The organism is Pantoea sp. GL120224-02 (assembly GCF_900215395.1).
Taxonomy (GTDB): Bacteria; Pseudomonadota; Gammaproteobacteria; order Enterobacterales; family Enterobacteriaceae; genus Pantoea; species Pantoea communis.
Map to the genome: position 1 here is coordinate 1 of NZ_OBEC01000001.1, position 18,789 is coordinate 18,789.

Annotated in this window: 19 protein-coding genes and 1 pseudogene; 10 read left to right on the plus strand and 10 right to left on the minus strand. The window is 53.6% G+C overall.

Annotated features, from left to right (window positions below; all coding sequences use genetic code 11):
• A pseudogene (locus CRO33_RS00005) lies at positions 1-336 on the plus strand (IS4 family transposase); the annotation flags it as partial.
• A gap of 37 nt (positions 337-373) precedes the next feature.
• Here the strand turns inward: CRO33_RS00005 and CRO33_RS00010 are convergent.
• Together CRO33_RS00010 and mgrA are read right to left on the minus strand one after the other, a co-directional pair.
• Positions 374-721, minus strand: a complete 348-nt coding sequence (locus tag CRO33_RS00010) for a DUF2502 domain-containing protein (RefSeq protein WP_058959054.1) — start codon at positions 719-721, stop codon at positions 374-376.
• A 159-nt stretch (positions 722-880) separates the two neighbouring features.
• The gene (gene mgrA / locus CRO33_RS00015) at positions 881-1,873 is read right to left on the minus strand and encodes an L-glyceraldehyde 3-phosphate reductase (RefSeq protein ID WP_097116532.1); all 993 of its coding nucleotides are present in this window, start codon (positions 1,871-1,873) and stop codon (positions 881-883) included.
• A 213-nt stretch (positions 1,874-2,086) separates the two neighbouring features.
• On the opposite strand from mgrA, the gene CRO33_RS00020 reads away from it, so the two are divergent.
• The gene (locus CRO33_RS00020; RefSeq protein ID WP_097116533.1) at positions 2,087-3,742 is read left to right on the plus strand and encodes an alpha-keto acid decarboxylase family protein; all 1,656 of its coding nucleotides are present in this window, start codon (positions 2,087-2,089) and stop codon (positions 3,740-3,742) included.
• Positions 3,743-4,043: 301 nt separating this feature from the next.
• Complete coding sequence (gene glk / locus CRO33_RS00025; RefSeq protein ID WP_097116534.1) at positions 4,044-5,009, plus strand: glucokinase; 966 nt, start codon at positions 4,044-4,046, stop codon at positions 5,007-5,009.
• A gap of 33 nt (positions 5,010-5,042) precedes the next feature.
• Here the strand turns inward: glk and CRO33_RS00030 are convergent, their stop codons facing one another.
• Positions 5,043-5,768 (minus strand): LytR/AlgR family response regulator transcription factor, encoded by a 726-nt coding sequence (locus tag CRO33_RS00030; protein ID WP_097116535.1) that lies wholly within the window; start codon positions 5,766-5,768, stop codon positions 5,043-5,045.
• Positions 5,765-7,456, minus strand: a complete 1,692-nt coding sequence (locus tag CRO33_RS00035) for a sensor histidine kinase (protein WP_097116536.1) — start codon at positions 7,454-7,456, stop codon at positions 5,765-5,767. Before CRO33_RS00035 ends, CRO33_RS00030 begins: the two co-directional genes overlap by 4 nt.
• A 457-nt stretch (positions 7,457-7,913) precedes the next feature.
• Between CRO33_RS00035 and CRO33_RS00040 the strand changes: the two genes are divergently transcribed.
• Complete coding sequence (locus tag CRO33_RS00040; RefSeq protein WP_097116537.1) at positions 7,914-8,438, plus strand: GNAT family N-acetyltransferase; 525 nt, start codon at positions 7,914-7,916, stop codon at positions 8,436-8,438.
• Positions 8,439-8,556: 118 nt separating this feature from the next.
• Complete coding sequence (alaC, locus tag CRO33_RS00045; protein WP_097116538.1) at positions 8,557-9,792, plus strand: alanine transaminase; 1,236 nt, start codon at positions 8,557-8,559, stop codon at positions 9,790-9,792.
• Positions 9,793-9,832: 40 nt separating this feature from the next.
• On the opposite strand, the gene ypdK is transcribed toward alaC, so the two are convergent.
• The 3 genes from ypdK to CRO33_RS00055 form a co-directional block, all read right to left on the minus strand.
• Complete coding sequence (gene ypdK, locus CRO33_RS24220) at positions 9,833-9,907, minus strand: membrane protein YpdK (protein ID WP_100701370.1); 75 nt, start codon at positions 9,905-9,907, stop codon at positions 9,833-9,835.
• 202 nt (positions 9,908-10,109) lie between these two features.
• A complete protein-coding gene (locus tag CRO33_RS00050) occupies positions 10,110-11,138 on the minus strand; it encodes an HlyD family secretion protein (protein WP_097116539.1) in 1,029 nt (342 codons plus the stop codon).
• Positions 11,139-11,143: 5 nt separating this feature from the next.
• On the minus strand, positions 11,144-12,745 hold the full coding sequence (locus CRO33_RS00055; RefSeq protein ID WP_097116540.1) for an MFS transporter: 1,602 nt from the start codon (positions 12,743-12,745) through the stop codon (positions 11,144-11,146).
• 150 nt (positions 12,746-12,895) lie between these two features.
• Between CRO33_RS00055 and CRO33_RS00060 the strand changes: the two genes are divergently transcribed.
• The 4 genes from CRO33_RS00060 to CRO33_RS00075 all read left to right on the plus strand — a co-directional run bounded on the left by CRO33_RS00060 (position 12,896) and on the right by CRO33_RS00075 (position 15,491).
• A complete protein-coding gene (locus CRO33_RS00060; protein ID WP_034825209.1) occupies positions 12,896-13,681 on the plus strand; it encodes an IclR family transcriptional regulator in 786 nt (261 codons plus the stop codon).
• 7 nt (positions 13,682-13,688) lie between these two features.
• A complete protein-coding gene (locus CRO33_RS00065; RefSeq protein WP_034825207.1) occupies positions 13,689-14,141 on the plus strand; it encodes a universal stress protein in 453 nt (150 codons plus the stop codon).
• Positions 14,142-14,150: 9 nt separating this feature from the next.
• Entirely contained in the window at positions 14,151-14,954 is an 804-nt protein-coding gene (locus CRO33_RS00070; RefSeq protein WP_058959045.1) for a hypothetical protein, read from the plus strand.
• 255 nt (positions 14,955-15,209) lie between these two features.
• Positions 15,210-15,491 carry a lipoprotein gene (locus tag CRO33_RS00075; protein WP_038645632.1) on the plus strand — a complete coding sequence of 94 codons (282 nt, stop codon included), beginning with the start codon at positions 15,210-15,212 and terminating at the stop codon, positions 15,489-15,491.
• Between the two features lie 68 nt (positions 15,492-15,559).
• Here CRO33_RS00075 and CRO33_RS24480 read toward each other — a convergent pair whose 3' ends face one another.
• On the minus strand, positions 15,560-15,709 hold the full coding sequence (locus tag CRO33_RS24480) for a hypothetical protein (RefSeq protein ID WP_166934934.1): 150 nt from the start codon (positions 15,707-15,709) through the stop codon (positions 15,560-15,562).
• A 284-nt stretch (positions 15,710-15,993) separates the two neighbouring features.
• Positions 15,994-17,211, minus strand: a complete 1,218-nt coding sequence (locus tag CRO33_RS00080; RefSeq protein WP_034825201.1) for an L-lactate MFS transporter — start codon at positions 17,209-17,211, stop codon at positions 15,994-15,996.
• Positions 17,212-17,477: 266 nt separating this feature from the next.
• On the opposite strand from CRO33_RS00080, the gene CRO33_RS00085 reads away from it, so the two are divergent.
• On the plus strand, positions 17,478-17,717 hold the full coding sequence (locus CRO33_RS00085; protein WP_034825199.1) for a hypothetical protein: 240 nt from the start codon (positions 17,478-17,480) through the stop codon (positions 17,715-17,717).
• A gap of 37 nt (positions 17,718-17,754) precedes the next feature.
• Here the strand turns inward: CRO33_RS00085 and CRO33_RS00090 are convergent, their stop codons facing one another.
• Positions 17,755-18,654 carry a DMT family transporter gene (locus CRO33_RS00090; RefSeq protein ID WP_097117238.1) on the minus strand — a complete coding sequence of 300 codons (900 nt, stop codon included), beginning with the start codon at positions 18,652-18,654 and terminating at the stop codon, positions 17,755-17,757.
• Positions 18,655-18,789 lie beyond the last annotated feature (135 nt).

Below are 18,789 nucleotides of genomic sequence, written 5' to 3' on the forward strand. Positions count from 1 at the left end.
CTGACGCTGAGAAGCAAAAAGCCAGAACTTGTGCGTCAGGAGCTGTGGGGCGTGGTCCTGGCCTATAACCTTCTGAGGTTCATGATGGCGCAGATGGCGTACAGCCTGAAAGGCGTGGAACCTTATCAGATGAGTTTTAAGCAGTCCGCACTGTATCTGAGAAGTCATCTGAGCCTGCTACCGGGCATCTCAGGGGGAAAAATACCGCGGATAATGGAAGAGATAATGGCGATGGCGCCAGGGCTGGTGCTGCCGGAAAGAAGAGTGCGGCATTACCCAAGGGCGGTAAAAAAGAAGCCGCAACGTTATCCGCTGCGGCCTCCATTAAGATCTTAACTGACAAGCATTAGGCTATCAGGCCGGGATTTTTGTATTAGTGGTGGTGGTGATCATGCCTGTCATCATGACGATGGTCATGGCGCCAATGCTCACGGCGTTCCCGTTCATGCCAGCGGCGTTCACGCTCACGTTCGTAAGCCTGATGACGACGCCACTCTTCATGACGCCACCAGCGATGATCGTTATAACGATAACGGTCATTCCACCAGCGCGGCTCACGCCAGCGTCCGCCATCCCAATAGTAACCACGACGATCGCGATCGCCGAGATGCAGCGTGACACCCGGAGCCAATGTAAGGGTGGCGCTGTTGGCTTCTGCTGTGTGCATTGCCAGGGGTGAAAGTGTTGCCAGCAAGGCGGCAAACAAAATTGCACGTTTCATAAATTCTCCTTTTCAGTGGCTTATCACTGCCACCGTTGCGCTAGTGTGCCACATCGGTCCAGTGTTGCCTTGAGAGTGAGTCTGAAAACGTTGCGGGAAATCTGAATTGAGAATTTTCTGCTGCGGAAAATACCCGGCCTGAGCCGGGTAGGTAAGCGTTTACACTAATATGTTATGAATCGCTTCGATCTCTTCAGTTGTCAGCTCGGGCTGGCTTAGCATCTCAACGGCATCATCAATTTGCGCAGTTTTACTTGCACCAATCAGCACCGAAGTCACGCGTGCATCACGCAGCACCCAGCTCAGCGCCATTTGCGCCAGCTTCTGCCCACGCTGCTGGGCGATCGCCTGCAGCTTACGTACTTTTTCCATCTTCTCTTGCGTCAACTGGCTCTCATTAAGGAATTTACTGCCACTGGCGGCACGGGAGTCCTCAGGGATGCCTTGCAGATAGCGATCGGTCAGCACACCACCCGCTAGCGGAGAGAAGGCGATGCAGCCGACGCCATTATCACCCAGCACATCCAGTAGACCTTGCTCTTCCGGTGCACGTTCGAACATGGAGTATTTCGGCTGATGAATCAGGCAAGGCGTGCCCAGATCGCGCAGAATGGCAATCGCTACGGCTGCTTTATCTGCCGGGTAATTGGAAATGGCGGCATACAGCGCTTTGCCCTGACGCACCACCTGATCGAGCGCGCGCATGGTCTCTTCCAGCGGCGTTTCCGGATCGGGACGGTGATGATAAAAGATATCGACATACTCCAGCCCCATGCGTTTCAGGCTCTGATCCAGACTGGAAATCAGATACTTGCGTGAGCCCCAGTCGCCGTAAGGGCCGTCCCACATGGTGTATCCGGCTTTGGTGGAGATCACCAGCTCATCGCGCAGCCCGGCAAAATCTTCGCGCAGAATGCGACCAAAATTGGACTCCGCAGAACCCGGCGGGGGGCCGTAGTTGTTGGCAAGGTCGAAGTGCGTGATGCCGCGATCAAAGGCGTGGCGCAGGAGTTCACGGCTATTATCGACGCGCGTGCTGTCGCCAAAGTTGTGCCATAAACCCAGCGAAATGGCCGGTAATTTCAGGCCAGTACGGCCACTGCGACGATATTGCATCTGTTGATAGCGGTCGGGATGAGGAAATACAGACATGCAGCGTTCCTGTCTCAAAAAGGGAGAAAGTGACATCAGCATAGAAGTGTATGCGTTTACACTAAGCCGAAACGCGCCGAAGATCGCAACTTACAGAATTTTCTGTCGTCGTAACGATTGCTTGCCACAAATCACCATGCGCTGATGGTGAAAATCTCGCCAATTCAGCCACATCGCTGATACTTCGATCATCCCCTTAAGAAGGAGCTGTCGATGAAAACCCTCAACGTTGGCGACTATTTACTGCACCGTTTACAGCAAGCTGGCATCCGTCATCTATTCGGTGTGCCGGGTGATTACAATCTGCAATTTCTCGACAGCGTTATCGCTCATCCTGAGATTGCCTGGGTCGGTTGCGCCAATGAACTCAATGCCGCCTACGCGGCGGATGGCTACGGTCGTTGCAACGGTGCTGCTGCACTGCTCACCACGTTTGGCGTGGGTGAACTGAGTGCGATTAATGGGATTGCGGGCAGCTATGCCGAATATGTCCCGGTTATTCATATTGTTGGCGCGCCAGCCAGTCGTGCGCAGCAGCAAGGTGACTGTGTACATCATTCACTGGGGGACGGCGACTTCCATCATTTCCTGCGCATGGCACAAGAGGTAAGTACCGCCAGCGCGGTGCTGACTGCGGATAATGCGGTTGAAGAAATTGACCGTGTGATATCGGAAGCGCTTAACCAGCACCGGCCCGGCTATCTGCTGCTGGCGGTGGATGTCGCGGCGACGGAGATTACGGTGCCTGATGCTCAGCCCGTTGCGCCTGTCCATCAGGAGACCGCCGTTGCGACAGCTTTTACTGCCGCCGCTGAACGCTTACTGGCTCCTGCACAGCGCGTGGCGTTACTGGCCGATTTCCTCGCTTCGCGTTGGCAATTGCAATCGCCGCTGTTTGCACTCCGCCAACTACGCGCCATTCCCGCCGCTACATTACTGATGGGCAAAGGCGTGCTCGATGAACAGCAGCCCGGCTATGTGGGTACCTACGCTGCCGAAGGCAGCAGCGATGCGGTGCGCCGGGCCATTGAAGAGACGGATGTTACGCTGTGCGTCGGCGTGCGGTTTACCGATACCCTGACCGCCGGTTTCACCCAGCAGTTACCCGCAGAGCGCGTTATCGACCTGCAACCGTTTCACGCCACGGTGGGCGGAGAATGCTTTGCGCCGCTTAGCATGGCGCAAGCCCTCGCCGCATTATTGCCCGTTTATCAACGCCACTGCGTACATTGGGCACTGGCCGACACTGCATCTTGCGAAGAAATTGAGCAAAACGATGATGCGGTAATCAGTCAGCGCGCATTCTGGCAGGCGATGCAGCGCTTCCTGCTGCCGGGTGATATCATCCTGGCCGATCAGGGCACGGCCGCCTTTGGTGCCGCCGCGCTGCGTTTACCACCGGGCGCAGAATTGCTGGTGCAACCGCTATGGGGCTCGATTGGCTATACTCTACCGGCGACCTTTGGTGCACAAACGGCACAACCTGACCGACGCGTCATTTTGATTATCGGTGACGGTTCAGCGCAGCTGACGATCCAGGAGCTGGGTTCCATGCAGCGTGACGGGCAACAGCCGATTATTTTCCTGATCAATAACGACGGTTACACGGTTGAGCGGGCGATTCACGGCGCTGAACAGCGTTACAACGACATCGCACAATGGAACTGGACTGCGCTGCCACATGCCATGAGCGTAGAGTGTGCGGCACAAAGCTGGCGAGTGAGCAAAACGGTGCAGTTAACGGCGGTAATGGAGCAATTAATGCGTCAGCGTCGCCTGACGCTGGTGGAAGTGGTGATGGAAAAACAAGATCTGCCGCCGCTGTTGCGTAAAGTCACTGCAGCTCTGCACCAGCGTAACGGCGGCTAGCCACTATCCGGCTTAGGCTTTGTCGTTTTAGACCAGGCGGTGCCTGAAATCCTCACGTACACTCGTTACGCTTCGGTTTCTCCGCATCGTCCGTTTCCTGTGAGGCTGCGTCGATAACGCCTGACGTGATAAGCCCGCAGTTTCGGAAAGTTGCCTCTATACAGTGAAGCCGCTGATTGTCAGGCTGTGGCACGCACCAGAAATGTTTACGCCCATCGTGCTGGTGGGCGTTATTGTTTTATTGGCAGGCTCTTATATAGTGTCCTGCAATTGTTTATGACCCAAGCGGAGCAGCAGAAGAATGACAAAATACGCCCTGGTCGGCGATGTGGGCGGCACCAACGCCCGTCTCGCCCTGTGTGAGGTGGAGACCGGCGCCATCTCCCAGGCCAAAACATTCTCAACATCAGACTACGACAATCTCGAAGCGGTGATTCGTGCTTATCTCGATGAGCAAAAACAGGACATTAAACACGCCTGCATCGCGATTGCCTGTCCAATCACCGGGGATTGGGTCGAGATGACCAATCACGATTGGGCATTCTCAACTCGTGAGATGAAAGAGCACCTGGCATTCGACAGCCTGGAAATCATCAATGATTTCACTGCCGTGTCGATGGCTATCCCGATGCTGGCCGAAGATCAAGTGATTCAGTTTGGTGGCAAAGCGCCGGTAGAAGGCAAACCGATTGCCATTTACGGTGCCGGCACCGGATTAGGCGTGAGCCATCTGGTGCACGTGGATAAGCGCTGGATCAGCCTGCCGGGCGAGGGCGGTCACGTTGACTTCGCCCCGAACAGCGAAGAAGAGGGTGAAATTCTCGAAGTGCTGCGTGCGGAACTGGGTCACGTGTCGGCGGAGCGCGTGCTGTCAGGATCCGGTCTGGTGAATCTCTATCGCGCCATCGTCAAATCTGACAGCCGTGAGCCTGAAAACCTCAAGCCGAAAGATGTCACCGAGCGTGCATTAAAAGATAGCTGCATCGATTGTCGTCGCGCGCTGTCGCTGTTTTGCGTGATCATGGGGCGTTTCGGTGGCAACCTGGCACTCAATCTCGGCACCTTTGGTGGCGTGTACATTGCGGGGGGAATTGTGCCGCGCTTCCTCGATTTCTTCAAAGCCTCCGGCTTCCGCGCCGCGTTTGAAGACAAAGGCCGCTTCCGTGATTATCTGGTCGATATCCCGGTGTATATGATCACCCACGATCAGCCAGGCCTGCTGGGCGCGGGTGCACATTTGCGCCAAACGCTGGGTCGCGTGCTGTAATCTGTTCCGGCGAGCAGCGTCCTGCTGCTCGCTTTACAACCTCATCAACTGGCGAAACGCCTTCACCTTGCTACGGCTCACCGGCACCTGCGCATCCAAATCACGCAACTTCACCAGATAGGTATTGTTAAACCACGGCTCAATCTCACGAATTTTACTGAGATTGACGCAGTACGATCGATGACAGCGGAAAAAGAGCGGTTCCGGCAGGCGACTGCAAAATTCACTGATCGCCATCGACATCACATACGCTTCGCGGCGGGTATAAACAAACGTCAGTTTTTCGTGCGCTTCAACATAATAGATATCGTTGATATCTGTCACGATAATGCGCTCATCTTTCACCAGATTAACGGTTTGCGGCGCGCTTTGCTGAGTGGATGGCTGTGCGAGGTGCTGCTGTGCACTGGCCTCCAGCTTGTTCAGCATGGTGATAATACGCGACTCATGATAGGGCTTAAGGATGTAGTCAAACGCATCCAGTTCAAACGCATCCACCGCATGCTCTTTCCATGCGGTGATAAACACTATCAACGGCTTATGCGCAAATTGGTTAATGTTTTGGGCCAGCAGCATGCCATCCAGTGAAGGAATGTTGATGTCGAGGAAAATGACATCGACGCGATGGTTTTGCAGATACTTCAGCACTTCCAGCCCATCATCAAAACAGGCTTCGATAGTGATCTGACTGTGCTGCTGGATCATCCAGCTCAACTCTTGCTGAGCAAGAAACTCGTCTTCGACGATAATGGCTTTCACGCGCTGGGTTCCGTGATATGGCTCAACGGTGCAGCCAGACGCTGACCGTTTTTGCTCAGAGTGAAGGCGATTTCCGTTCCCGGATGATGACGCGTGATGCTCAGACCCTGACCGGAAAGCAGTTTCACCCGATGATGCACATTAAGCAGCCCGATTTTGTTACCCGGCATCTCATCGCGTGCCACCCGGCCAATGACCTCTTCACTGATACCCGCGCCCGTATCGCGCACCGCAACGCGCACATAATCACCGAGGTCTTTCACACTCAAGGTCACCACCCCTTTGCCACGGCAGGGCTGAATACCGTGCACAATGGCATTTTCCACCAGAGGCTGAATCAGCAAACTGGGCAGCGTGAAGTGGAGATCTTCATCAATGTCATAAATCATCGACAGCTTATCGCCAAAGCGCGCCTGTTCAATCGCGATGTAATCCTTCACCTGCCACAGCTCTTTTTTAATATCGATCAGCTCGTCATCGTTCAGCTCAAGGTTGTAGCGTAAATAGCGCGAAAGATTGATCACCAGCTGACGTGCCGTATCTGGATTGAGACGAATGGAAGAGGAGATAGCATTCAGCGCATTAAACAGGAAGTGCGGGTTAATTTTACTCTGCAACGCACGCAGTTCCGCTTTATTTGCCATCTCACGTAACTGCTCCGCGCGCGATACCTCCAGCTGGGTGGAGATAATTTGCGACAAACCAATGGCCATCTCTTTTAGCGATCCGGTAATGCGATGCGCTCGACGATAATAGATTTTTAACGTGCCTGTGACTTCCCCTTTTTCCCAAAGGGGAATAACCAGCATCGAGTGAATATCTTTGGTGCGATGCGCCTCATCATTATTCTTGATGATGATTTTGCCGCTCGCAATCGACTGCGCCGTGGTAGGGCTGATGCCATCATCCCCGTTGTGATAGTTATGCTCACCGTAGCCGACATAAGCGAGAATCTGCTGAGTATTGGTGATGGCCACGGCATCGGCATGAATATCGCTGCGAATGATATCGCACACCTGACGCAACGACTGGCTATTCACCTGACGAAACAGCGGCAACGTTTTATTGGCAATTTCCAGTGCCAGCTTGGCCTGACGCGCCGCGATCGCCTCTTTTTCTCCTTCCACGCTCTGCACTAACAGTACAATCAAGCCAATGCTCGATGCGCCGAGAATCATCGGTAAAGCGATCTCAGAAACAATCGAAAAGCCCAGCGCCATCGGTCGAGCCCACAGCACAATCAGCAACATGGTGAGGGTTTCGCACAGCATGCCGCCAAGAATACCGGCGCGCCAGCGCTGCTCTTTGCTCACGCGACGATTGATAAACCCAGAAGCGATACCGGCAACGATGCTGGTAATCAGGCAAGGCACAGCCGTGACGCCATCCATATCGATCAGATAACGATGGATGCCCGCGATCACCCCGGTAGCGATACCAACCCACGGGCCAAACAGAATGCCGCCGGACATCACCGCAATCACCCGCACGTTCAGCAGCGAACCATCGACGTTAATGCCCGACCAGGTACTGAACAGCGCAAACAGCGAGAATATCGCCGTCACCACCACTTTCTCTTTGATCGAATGCTCATCTTTTTGCAGCAGCTGACGGAATACCCGCGTGCGGGTAAGGAAGAACAGACAAATCAGCATCAGCGCAGCGCGGTCAAATACCGCCAGCAGCATGTCGAAGTGGGAAGGCAAGGGCATCTCTCGGAGTGAATCAGGGTGAGGTTATGATAAAAAATGTGATCAAGATCTGCCAGCGCCGCGACACCCGCAAAACGCTTCTCATGGTTTAGATCAATTTTCCGGCCAAATTCTCACTGGTGTTTTAAAACAGCAACGCATTCAGCTCAAGGCCAGAAAGGGCCAGCCCGAAGAGCAAAGCGTCTGGGCCACGGATGGCCCAGCCGATCTGCAGGGATGCGTGTTGTCTTTGCGATAGGGCTGGCCCGTTCTGGCCCTGGCACCCAACCAACAGCGACTATCAACTCAACTCCCAACTCCCAAAATCCCCAACACTCCCCAAAAAGAGGAAAACTTGAGTAACAAAAAGAGGATTAGTAATCCCTACGCAGAACGCTGGTTGTAAATCACGCGGTTTGCTATGTTGCCATGAGTTATTTCGCGGAGCGCAGCAATGCAACTTCTTACCCCTCGCTTGTCCCTGACACGCTTACAACCCGAAGACTGGCAAATCTTCAAAGCCGTACACGAAGATCCCGGCACCATGACCTGGGTCAGTGAAATCCCTGATGAAAACGACATACGCCAGCGCTTCACCGAACGCCTCGCGCCCTGGCAAGTCACCAGCTTCCACATGCTGTGCCTGGTGGCACGCCTGCGCGAAACCAATGAACCTATCGGCCTGTTTGGATGCAGTGCCGAATGGCAGCCTTATCGGCAAGCTGAGGTCGGCTACATGCTCTGCCATCGCTTCACCGGAAACGGCTATGGCAGTGAAGCGCTCAAGGCACTGTGCGACTTCTTGCTACAGGCAGAATTTCATAAACTCAAAGCGCTGGTCATAGAGGGGAATTGGCCGTCCCGACGCATTCTGGAAAAGAATGGTTTCACACTTGAGGGCACTCTACGGGATAATTATCTGCTAAACGACCAATGGGTAAACGATTGGGTGCTGGGTCGCCTGAATCCGCAACATTAAAAAAATATTCTGTTGCTCTCGACAATTCTGTTATCAGCGCGTTATGTTCTTACCTCGGTCACCGCAGTGACCAGCGTCGCTCGGACGGTCCGGGCGCCTACGTAAACCAGAGGACATCATGGCTGATAACAGCACACCCCGTCGTTTCTCGCGTATTGAACGCCTTCCCCCGTATGTATTCAACATCACCGCTGAATTGAAGATGGCTGCGCGTCGGCGCGGCGAAGACATCATCGATTTCTCAATGGGGAATCCGGATGGGCCCACGCCGCCACACATCGTGGAAAAACTCTGTCAGGTAGCGCAACGCGAAGATACGCACGGTTACTCCACCTCGAAAGGCATTCCTCGCCTGCGTCGCGCCATCTCGCGCTGGTACGCAGATCGCTATCAGGTGGAGATCGATCCCGAATCAGAAGCCATTGTCACCATCGGTTCCAAAGAAGGGCTGGCGCACCTGATGCTGGCGACGCTCGACCATGGCGAGACCGTCCTGGTGCCCAATCCTAGCTACCCGATTCACATCTACGGCGCGGTGATCGCCGGTGCGCAAGTGCGTTCCGTACCCTTGGTGGCAGGCGTTGACTTCTTCAACGAGTTGGAACGCGCTATCCGCGAAAGTTATCCGAAACCGAAGATGATGATCCTCGGCTTCCCTTCGAATCCCACTTCACAGTGCGTCGAACTCGACTTCTTCGAACGTGTAATTGCGCTGGCGAAACAGTACAACGTGCTGGTCATCCACGATCTGGCTTACGCTGACATCACCTATGATGGCTGGAAAGCGCCGTCGATTATGCAGGTGCCGGGTGCGCGCGACGTAGCGGTGGAATTCTTCACCCTGTCGAAAAGCTACAACATGGCAGGCTGGCGTATCGGCTTTATGGTGGGTAACAAAGAATTGGTATCCGCGCTGGCGCGTATCAAAAGCTACCACGATTACGGCACCTTCACCCCGCTGCAGGTCGCGGCGATTGCCGCACTCGAAGGCGATCAGCAATGCGTACGTGATATCGCTGAACAGTACAAACGCCGTCGTGATGTGCTGGTGAAAGGGTTGCATGAAGCGGGCTGGATGGTCGATCTGCCAAAAGCCTCAATGTACGTCTGGGCGAAAATTCCCGATCACTATGCGCATCTCGGTTCGCTGGAGTTTGCCAAACTGCTGCTGCAGGAAGCCAAAGTGTGCGTCTCACCGGGCATCGGCTTTGGTGACTACGGTGATACCCATGTGCGATTTGCTCTGATTGAAAACAGCGATCGTATTCGTCAGGCGGTACGTGGCATCAAAGCCATGTTCCGTGCGGATGGTATATTGCCGGGAACGGTAAAAGCGCTGGAAGAAGAAGAGTAAAACTAAGAAGGGCGACTTTGGTCGCCCCGCCTGGCAGGATTTATTTGAGCATCAGCACGAAAGTGCCTACCCAGATTAACAGGAAGAAAGAAACTCCCATCAAAGCATATCTCACAAAACGACTCCTCTGAGCGGTTACCATGCTGGTGATCCCACTCCAGCGTAACCCGAACAGAATAAGAGAAAGGTGAAGTTCATAACCGCTGCACGCTTTCTTCTCAGGTGGTTCCAAGCGAACTCAGAACAGGATCGAGCGCTAATTTACGCGCAATCGATCCGAAAATAAATAGGCCAGTTCTGAGAGATTGCTCACATTTTCATCGGGCGTCAATTTCCGGTATCGCGGACATGCCCACACGCAGTTGCGCCAAATCGGGTTGGTTGGCATCCAGCACAATTTTCACCGGTAAACGCTGCACCACCTTGGTGTAATTACCGGTGGCATTGTCCGGTGAAATGGCGGAGAAGGTCGCGCCCGTCGCCGGTGCAATGCTGTCAACATGACCGGTAAAGGTCTTGCCAGGCAGCGCATCGACTCTCACCACCGCTCTCTGTCCCGGCTGCACATCGGCCAGCTGAGTTTCGAGATAGTTGGCGGTGATGTAGGTTTGCTGCAAGGGCACCACCGCCAGCAAACGCGTTCCGGCGCTAACGTAAGCGCCCAATCGCACCGAACGCTGACCCACCATACCGTCTACCGGTGCCACAATCCGCGTATAAGAGAGATTCAACTTCGCCTGATCCACGCTGGCCTGCGCTGCTGTCACATCGGCCTCTGCCTGACGTACGGCCGCTTGTAACACACCAACCTGTTTCATCGATGCAGCCAGTGCAGCTTCACTCTGGCGCACAGCAGCAGACGCTGAACGTTGGGTTGAACTGGCTTTCTGCTGCTCATCTGCGGCAATGGTGCCGCTTTTATACAGCTGGTTATAACGCGCCGCACTCTGTCCTGCGTATTGCGCAGACGCCTGGCTCGCCGCCAGGGTCGCTTTGGCTTCATCAATGGTTGATTGCTGCTGCTCCAGTTGAGCCTGGCTGCTCAGGCGTTTGGCATCGCTGACCTGCAACTTCGCCTGCGCCGTTTCCAGCGCCACGCGGTAATCGCGATCGTCAAGCGTGGCCAGCAGTTCGCCCGCTTTTACTCGCTGGTTATCCTGCACATTCACACTGGCGATATAGCCGGACACTTTCGGTGCCACCAGGGTGTAATCCGCATTTACATAGGCATCATCAGTGCGATGATCGTTGCCGGTCATTGATGACCAGACAAAAAAGGCCATGGCTAGCAACACGATTAATAGGGCACTCAACAGCACCGTTCTTTTCAAGGCAAAAGCTTGCATATCAGTTATCTCGACGTCGTCGTAACAGGTTGAATCAGGGTTTGTGGCGGCCAGACACGTTTTGGCAACCAGGCAGTCAGTAGTAAAAGCAGGGCGGCGAAACCAATCAGCATTTGGTAGCAGTCACTCAGGCTGAGCACCATCGCCTGATGCTTCAGCAGTGTCGCGAAACCGCTCAGGTTCTCTGCGCTACTGGCGCTGCCATCCGGTAATAAAGGAAAGCTGCTGCTGGATTGGGCGCTGCTGGGCGCGGTCATCAGCCAGGGGCGACTGGCGGCATTGCCCACCAGCACGCTAGAGTGAAACTGTTCCCGGTGGCTGATAAACCATTCCACCAGGGTGCTGGCGGCAATGCTGGAGAAACCGCGCACCGTATTGAACATCGCGGAGGCAAATGGGCCTTCCGGTGGCGCAACCACGCTGGTGGCGCTCATCAACACCGGCAGAATCACCATCGGTTGACCGAAAGCCTGCAAAATTTGGATGACCCAGAAATTCTGTCGCGCCCAGTCACTGGTAATGTTCATGCCCATCAGGCAGGAGATCACCAGCAGCGTCACGCCAGCAGTTAGCATCCAGCGGCAATCAATCCAGCGGATATTGAGCAGTGCTGCCACCAGTGGGGCGATCAGTAATTGCGGCAAGCCGATGGTTAACGCCAGCGGCGCGAATTGCAGTGTGCGAAAACCTTCTACCTGGCCAAGATAGGCGGAGGGCAGCGCGGATCCGGAAAGCGACAGAATCAACACGCCCGCCAGCGCCAGCAAACCGTGTGCGAGATTGTGACGGCGCAGCATCTGCAATTTGAACAGCGGCAACGGGTGAAACCATTCATTAATAAAGAACACAGTCAGCAATGCCAGCGCGCTCAATAATAGCGCAGCAAACAGCGGTGAACTGAGCCAGTCAAGGCGTTCCCCTTGCGTCAGCGCCAGAATCAGCAGCGCCATGCCTGAGCAACCGGTCAGCATGCCGAACAGGTCTATCTGCTTAAAACGCTCGAAGCGCAGCGGGTCTTGAGGTAAGCCCCAGCCAATCAACAGCATGGCGATCAGCATTGACGGGATAACTTGCCAAAACACGAACATCCAGCTCACTTCATCGGTCCAGAAAGCGGCGAGCGTGGCGGCGAGATTGGGACCAAAGGTGGCGGTTAGCGCGTAGGCACCAAGGCCATAAAGTTTGATCGGCGGCGGCAGAAAACGCAGTGCCACGGTCATCAGTAACGGTGGCAATGCACCGCCAAACAGACCCTGAATCAGGCGCAGCGCAATAAACAGCGTGGCGTTCGGCATTAAAGGCAGCAGCAAACCGCACAGCATAAAGCCAGCGGAAACCGTCAGAGCAAAACGACGCAGGGAAAAGGTCACGGCAAACCACGGCGCGATCATCATCGCGGCCACTTCTGCCGCCTGATAAGCGGAAATGATCCAGCTGCCTTGATCGTAGCTAATGCCGATGGCGGCACGGATATCCGCCAACGCAATATCCGTCACGCGGTCATTTAATCCGGAGGTGAGCGCAGCAATCAGCACGCCAACCAATCCCAGCGCCAGGCGCAGGGTAAACGGATGGGGAGCCGGAGCCGCAACAGGCTGGGCGTTCATAACAGGTGTCTCGTTTTATTATTGATGCAGTGTATTGCGATGTGATACATGTCGCATCTTACATCTCGGTATGATGTATTGCAATGTGATACAGGGTGTAAAAGTGCGGTCATTCGCGCTAAAGTAGGGCAGGCCAAAAAGGAACGCACAATGGTTGAACTTCCCTCAAGCCGTGAGGATGAAAAAGCGGGTGGCATTCAGGTCATCGCGCGTGCGGCAAAAATTCTGAATGCGCTTGGTGAACATCCGGGCGGCATGAGTCTGGGCGAAATTGCGCAGGTGGTTGATCTGCCACGTTCAACGGTACAGCGTATTATCGCCGCGCTGGATAGCGCGCAACTGGTGCGCAGCAGCGGGGCGGGCGGGCTTCGTCTGGGACCGGCACTGCTCAAGCTGATCTCCAGCGTGCACAGTGATGTGGTCGAAATCGTCCGTCCGTTTCTGGAACAACTCTCAGCCGACATCAACGAAACCGTTTCGCTGGCACGCGCCAGTGGCACGCAGTTAGCGATTGTTCACTATGTGGTGGCATCCCGGGAATTGCGCGTGGTGCCACGCATCGGTTTGAATCTCCCGCTCTACAGCACTTCAGGCGGTCGTGCACTGCTGGCACTGGAAAGTGATGAAGATGTGCGCGTGATGGTCGGCGAAGCGTATAAAGAGTTGACCGAAATGACGGTGAAAACTTTGCCACAACTGCTGGAGCTGATTGCTGAGGTGCGTAACAGCGGTCTGGCCATTGATCGTGGCGAAACGCTTGAAGGAATTTCCACCATGGCGGTGGCGATTGACACGCTATTCGGTCGCTTCTCCATTTCGCTGCTGGTGCCGACGGCGCGTTTTCATAAACAGGAAGCGCGTTATCGTGATGAAATCATGAAATGCAAAGAGGCGCTGATTCGCGAAATTGGCAAAATGACCGCTGTGGAAGGATAACCAACTGATGAAAACCTTGCTGATGGCCATTGATAATTCACCGGTGGCAGAAAAAGTCATCGCGTTAACCATTGAACAAGCGCTGGCGCAACAGGCTCAGGTCACGGTGTTGTGCTGTGTTGATCCCGCTTATTCATCCTGCAATCAGCCGATCGAAATCGATGCGGGCGAAGATCCAGATGATTTCGTCGCGGCAAAAGATGAACAAAATACCGCTGAAATGGTGGTGCGTCACGCGCTGGCCCCGCTACTGCGTGCCGGTGTGGCTGCCAAAGGTTTGATTCTGGCCGGTGAAGCCGCGGAAACCATTGTGGCGCAGTCCAATGCACTGAAGGCCAGCATGATCATCATCGGTCGCCGTCATCTTTCTCCTTTTAATCGCTTACTTAAAGGTTCGGTGAGTGCGGCTGTGATTGAGCGCGCCAACTGCCCGGTTCTGATTGACGTTCGCAAGGATTAATCACGCTCCATGTTTTCCCTCTTACCTATCACGCTGGCGGCGTTTGCGCTGCTGGCGGTGATTATCATCGTTCTGATCCGCACCACGGCACTCCGCTTATGGCAGGGGTTAGTGCTGTTTTTACTGCCGTTAATCCTGGCGAACATGCTGTGGTTTAGCTGGTTACATCCACGTCAGGAGCGACAGGCGCTGGAAAGCGAGGTGGCAAATCAGTTAAGCCTCGCACCCGGCTATCGTCAGCTCAAAACACAGGAGCCGGCGCTGTGGCAAATGCTTAATCGCGAGTTACTGCACAAGCGTATGGAAGGCGTGCCTGCTGACCAGGCGCTGGGCGAGTTACGTGGATGGCTGATGGATCTGGTTAATCAGCGTATGGCGCGTGCAGATGACGAGACGCTGCTCAATTATTTGCGTGTGTCAGTGCAGGAGATGCAGGCACTGCAGCAGCCGGAGCCACAACGCTGCTTCCGCTTCCTGTACCCGCAGGTGAATGGCGGCATCAATTTGCAACAAGCGCTGTCACCGACGTTGTACCAGCGAGATGCCCTGGCTTTAGATATGCTCCTGAAAAACAGCACAGGCGAAGAGCGACCGATTGATCAGCAGGGCGCACAACGTGATTTGCAGAGCGTCGTGGAGAAACTTTACGGCAAGTGGGGTGATAAACTTCAGCAACTCAACATGCCTGCTGATACTGCCGTTGATCGCAGCGCCATGTGTGCCATGTCGATTGATCTTTACAGCGGCATTCTCGCATTGCCTGCCAAACAGTCCGCCAACCTTTTGCGTAAGATGGTCAGCCTTACCGGTTAGGTTTACGCGTAAAAAAAAGCCCGCTCAGCGCGGGCATAAAGGTCACTTTCCGTTTTTTTTCTCGTGTCACCTGGTGTGGTGCAGACTTCGTGCTGTCTGAAAGCATCATGGCATCGGTTAAGTGATATGAAAAACCGTTTGGTTTTATTGATTTGATTGGTAAAAACTTTTTAAAAATGACTATTTCGCGCCAGTTTCCTATAGATGCGTGCGGCATTGGCATTTAGACTGCTTCGCCTGGAAGAGGACACCCTAATGAAAAAAATGCTTATTAGCGCACTCGCGCTTTTTATGCTGGCCGGTTGTAGTGTCAGCAAACCCGGTGGATTTGAACGTGTCGATGAAGATAAAAGCTCAAATACCGTGCAATATCGTTATGACCCGCAAACGTTGAATAAAGATGCGATGGAAGTCGATCTGGCGAATTATTGTAACCAGCGTGGATTTGATAAAGTGGAATCGCTGCCGGCACAGGACAGTCATCTGCCCGGATTAAAGAAAGCCTGGTATCAATGTAATTACGCGGTAAAAAGCTAAAAGAAAGGGCGGGATAAATTCCCGCCCTTTTTGTTTTTTTTATTATGTGCTGTGTGTGCTTTGCCCAATTACCAATGGCGACCATGATAACCATGGTCATGATGCCAGCCGCCACCGTGGCCCCAGCCCGGTCCGCGACCATATCCGTCATGAACGATACAACCACTCAACATCGTCATAATGGCAACAACCGAAGCCGCTTTAATAAGTGTTTTCATGGAGAGTCCTCCTCTTTTCCAATGAAGCCAGATTACCGGGGAAAAGTGGAGTGAAGATGCAGTAAATGTAGAGTTATTTCTGGATCTATTGCCAGATATGTCAATTTAAAGCTAAAAACGTCAAGGCGGGAAATAAACCAATCAGATAAAACCGAATGCCTGATGATAATAACGCGAATAGTCTGAAATGCAATCCTAAATAACAGCCGTTCTCAACTCTTAAAACATGACGCAGAAAAGATGGAGAAAATAGATGCCGCACAGTGATGCGGCATCTATTGAGATTAATTATGCAGCAAAGGTTCAGTCACGTTTTGACGATTTGGCAGACGGATGCTGAGCGACAACACCAGTGAAATCACCAGCAGTGTCATGATCAAGCTGAAGGTCACGGTAAAACCACCAAACACAGAAGCCACCAGTGAACCCATCACGCTGCCGATACCGAATCCCAGGTAAATCAGCCCGTAATTTTTCGTCAGATTATTAAGACCAAAGAAATCGCTGACCAGGGAAGGGAACACAGTGATGGTGCCACCAAAGCTAAAGGCAACACAGGCCAGTGACAGGAAGAAGGTGGTTTCATTCATCCGGGTAAACAACAAAATGCTCATGCCCACCAGTGAAACGATCTGTGCCAGTGAAATGACGCGAATACGTGCCATTTTATCGGAGAGTACGCCGAGAATAAGACGGCCACTCAGGTTAGCAATCGCGATGACAGTCACGGCATTAGCAGCGGTTTGCGTGGTCAAATGAACCATCCCTTCGCCGATGTCTTTCGCCACGCCAATCACATACAGTCCGCTCATGCAGGCAGTGAGGAACATCAGTGCCAGCATCCAGTACTGTGGCAAGCGTACGGATTGCGCCAGCGTGTAATCTTTTTCCAGCACTTTCGCGTTACCGCTGCTTTGCTGGATAGGGGCATCGCGCATCATCAGCGCACCCACAATGATCATACTCATCGCCAGCACACCCCAAATCATAAAGGTGTTCTCCAGACCGTAAGTGCTGAGCAGCGCGCCACAGATAAATTTGAAGCCGAGGCTACCTAAACCGTAAGCACCAATCGAGCAGGCGGAGATTAATCCTTTGCGCTCCGGGAACCACTTCACGCAGTTTGACAGCGTCATCAGGTATCCTGCGCCATCCGCTAAACCGACCAGGATGCCGGCGCTGAGATACAGCATCATCAGGTTATCGGCATGAGCGGTCAGCCAAAAGCCAATCGCCATTAAAATCCCGGCGCCGATGGTGACGTTACGCACACCAAAGCGCTCCTGTAATTTTCCCGCCAGTGACGATGCAATCGCCAGGCCCAGGCTGAGTAAACCAAACGAGAAGGCAACCTGACTGATTGGCGCATCAAGCTTATGCGCCAACTGGCCGTTAAACAGGCTCCAGGTGTAAACCGAACCCAGTGCAAACTGAGTGATGATGGTGCCGATAAGGGTAAGCATGCGGGTGCGCTGCAACTGCGCGGATAGTTCTGTTTTCATTTTTATCTCTCCCCTCAGGGAATGCGGAATCTGCAGCGATAATAGGCAGCTTACGCGCGCGTGGGGCGAAGCAGGGCATCAAGAGACAGGATGAAGGAATGAAATGCAGTAATACGGGTATGAATGGCATTGGGTCACAGTGATGTCAATTTAAGCGTAGCGGTTGCCATGGGTAAGCATGTGTAACCGGGTGTTATAAGGGTACCGATTTCGCTGCAAGATGACAGTTTTTTGCCAGGCTTAAGATTCACTCAATAGGAGGAAATATGACAGACCGAGCATATGAATCCGCGTCAAGCGAGGATGAAGTTTGCTGCATCATCGGTCAGGCGGTGATCGAGTTAAGCGATGAGCATCAGCCTGTGAATAAATCCACGCTGTCGCTGAAATTACTGGCTATGGCCGATCGCGACAGAGATGATGAACGCGTTCTGCTTTACTGGATTGCCAGAAAAGCCATCAATAAACCTCACCAGCTCAATATCGGCGTTCAGGGCTGGCGCTAGAGGACCAAAGAGCGGGCGCAATGCCCGCTCTCGCTATTCATGCCAGGCGTAATTTGCGTGCCGTGGGCCAGCGCACAAACATCACCATATTCCCCATCAGAATCATCGACAGACCCACGATGGCATTGCTGTGCCACTGATATCCCTCATAAATGGTCGACAACGTCAGTGCCACCAATGGGAAAAGCAGTGTGCAGTAGGCGGCCTGGCTGGCTCCGATACGGCCGACAAGCGTGAAATAAGCGCCAAATCCCAGCACAGAGCCAAAAATGGCCAGATAACTCATCGAACCAAGCCACTGCAAATTCAGCGCAGGCGCTAATGAATCGCCATTCAATAGTGCGATGATTGCCATAACAATTGCACCATATAACATGGCATAGCTGTTGGTGGTTAGCACATCACGTTGACGGCGCTGATGGCGAGTCGAAATCATGTTACCCAAAGAGAATCCAAGCGTGCCCAACGCGCTCAGCCCAACGCCCCACAGCAGTTGCGGAGCCGGGTGTGCTGCCTGAATGTCATTCCAGAACAAGGCAACAATTCCCCCCAAACCAAGCACGGCCGCGGGCAACAGGCGAAACGGTGGGCGCTGACGGAAAAAGATCCAGCTGTTGAGCGCGTTATACAGCACGGCCATGGAGAAGATGACCGATTCCAGGCCACTGCTGATCCACGCTGCCGCATGATAGAAACAAACGAAGTTGAAGCCAAATACGCAACAGCCTTGCATTAAGCAGAAAAGGTGATCCTGCTTATCCAGCGGGCGCAGACGTTTAATCAGTTTCAGGATCACCAGCATCAGTATTGAGGCCAGCAAAAAGCGCCAGAATACTGCTACCAGAACCGGCGTGTTAGCCGCTTCTTGTTGCAGGAATATCGCAATCCAGGTCGTGCCCCAAATCAACACCACCGCAAGGTACAACATAATGTTCATCGCATTCTCTCCAGCAAAATCATTGCCTGAAGTGTGACGATCATGATGGCCATCTGCTTGCACGCGGTTGCGCGCGAATTGCAAAATCTTGCGCTTTTTACACGGATGTCCCGCGTTGGCCTGTTTTCTGGCCGT

Coding starts and splice junctions, on each gene's coding strand:
- CRO33_RS00050 (WP_097116539.1), bottom strand. CDS start 11,138: ATGCAAGCTTTTGCCTTGAAAAGAACGGTGCTGTTGAGTGCCCTATTA.
- CRO33_RS24480 (WP_166934934.1), bottom strand. CDS start 15,709: ATGAAAACACTTATTAAAGCGGCTTCGGTTGTTGCCATTATGACGATG.
- alaC (WP_097116538.1), top strand. CDS start 8,557: ATGGCTGATAACAGCACACCCCGTCGTTTCTCGCGTATTGAACGCCTT.
- CRO33_RS00080 (WP_034825201.1), bottom strand. CDS start 17,211: ATGAAAACAGAACTATCCGCGCAGTTGCAGCGCACCCGCATGCTTACC.
- CRO33_RS00075 (WP_038645632.1), top strand. CDS start 15,210: ATGAAAAAAATGCTTATTAGCGCACTCGCGCTTTTTATGCTGGCCGGT.
- CRO33_RS00065 (WP_034825207.1), top strand. CDS start 13,689: ATGAAAACCTTGCTGATGGCCATTGATAATTCACCGGTGGCAGAAAAA.
- CRO33_RS00060 (WP_034825209.1), top strand. CDS start 12,896: ATGGTTGAACTTCCCTCAAGCCGTGAGGATGAAAAAGCGGGTGGCATT.
- CRO33_RS00040 (WP_097116537.1), top strand. CDS start 7,914: ATGCAACTTCTTACCCCTCGCTTGTCCCTGACACGCTTACAACCCGAA.
- CRO33_RS00010 (WP_058959054.1), bottom strand. CDS start 721: ATGAAACGTGCAATTTTGTTTGCCGCCTTGCTGGCAACACTTTCACCC.
- glk (WP_097116534.1), top strand. CDS start 4,044: ATGACAAAATACGCCCTGGTCGGCGATGTGGGCGGCACCAACGCCCGT.
- CRO33_RS00035 (WP_097116536.1), bottom strand. CDS start 7,456: ATGCTGCTGGCGGTATTTGACCGCGCTGCGCTGATGCTGATTTGTCTG.
- CRO33_RS00090 (WP_097117238.1), bottom strand. CDS start 18,654: ATGAACATTATGTTGTACCTTGCGGTGGTGTTGATTTGGGGCACGACC.
- CRO33_RS00085 (WP_034825199.1), top strand. CDS start 17,478: ATGACAGACCGAGCATATGAATCCGCGTCAAGCGAGGATGAAGTTTGC.
- CRO33_RS00070 (WP_058959045.1), top strand. CDS start 14,151: ATGTTTTCCCTCTTACCTATCACGCTGGCGGCGTTTGCGCTGCTGGCG.
- mgrA (WP_097116532.1), bottom strand. CDS start 1,873: ATGTCTGTATTTCCTCATCCCGACCGCTATCAACAGATGCAATATCGT.
- CRO33_RS00020 (WP_097116533.1), top strand. CDS start 2,087: ATGAAAACCCTCAACGTTGGCGACTATTTACTGCACCGTTTACAGCAA.
- CRO33_RS00055 (WP_097116540.1), bottom strand. CDS start 12,745: ATGAACGCCCAGCCTGTTGCGGCTCCGGCTCCCCATCCGTTTACCCTG.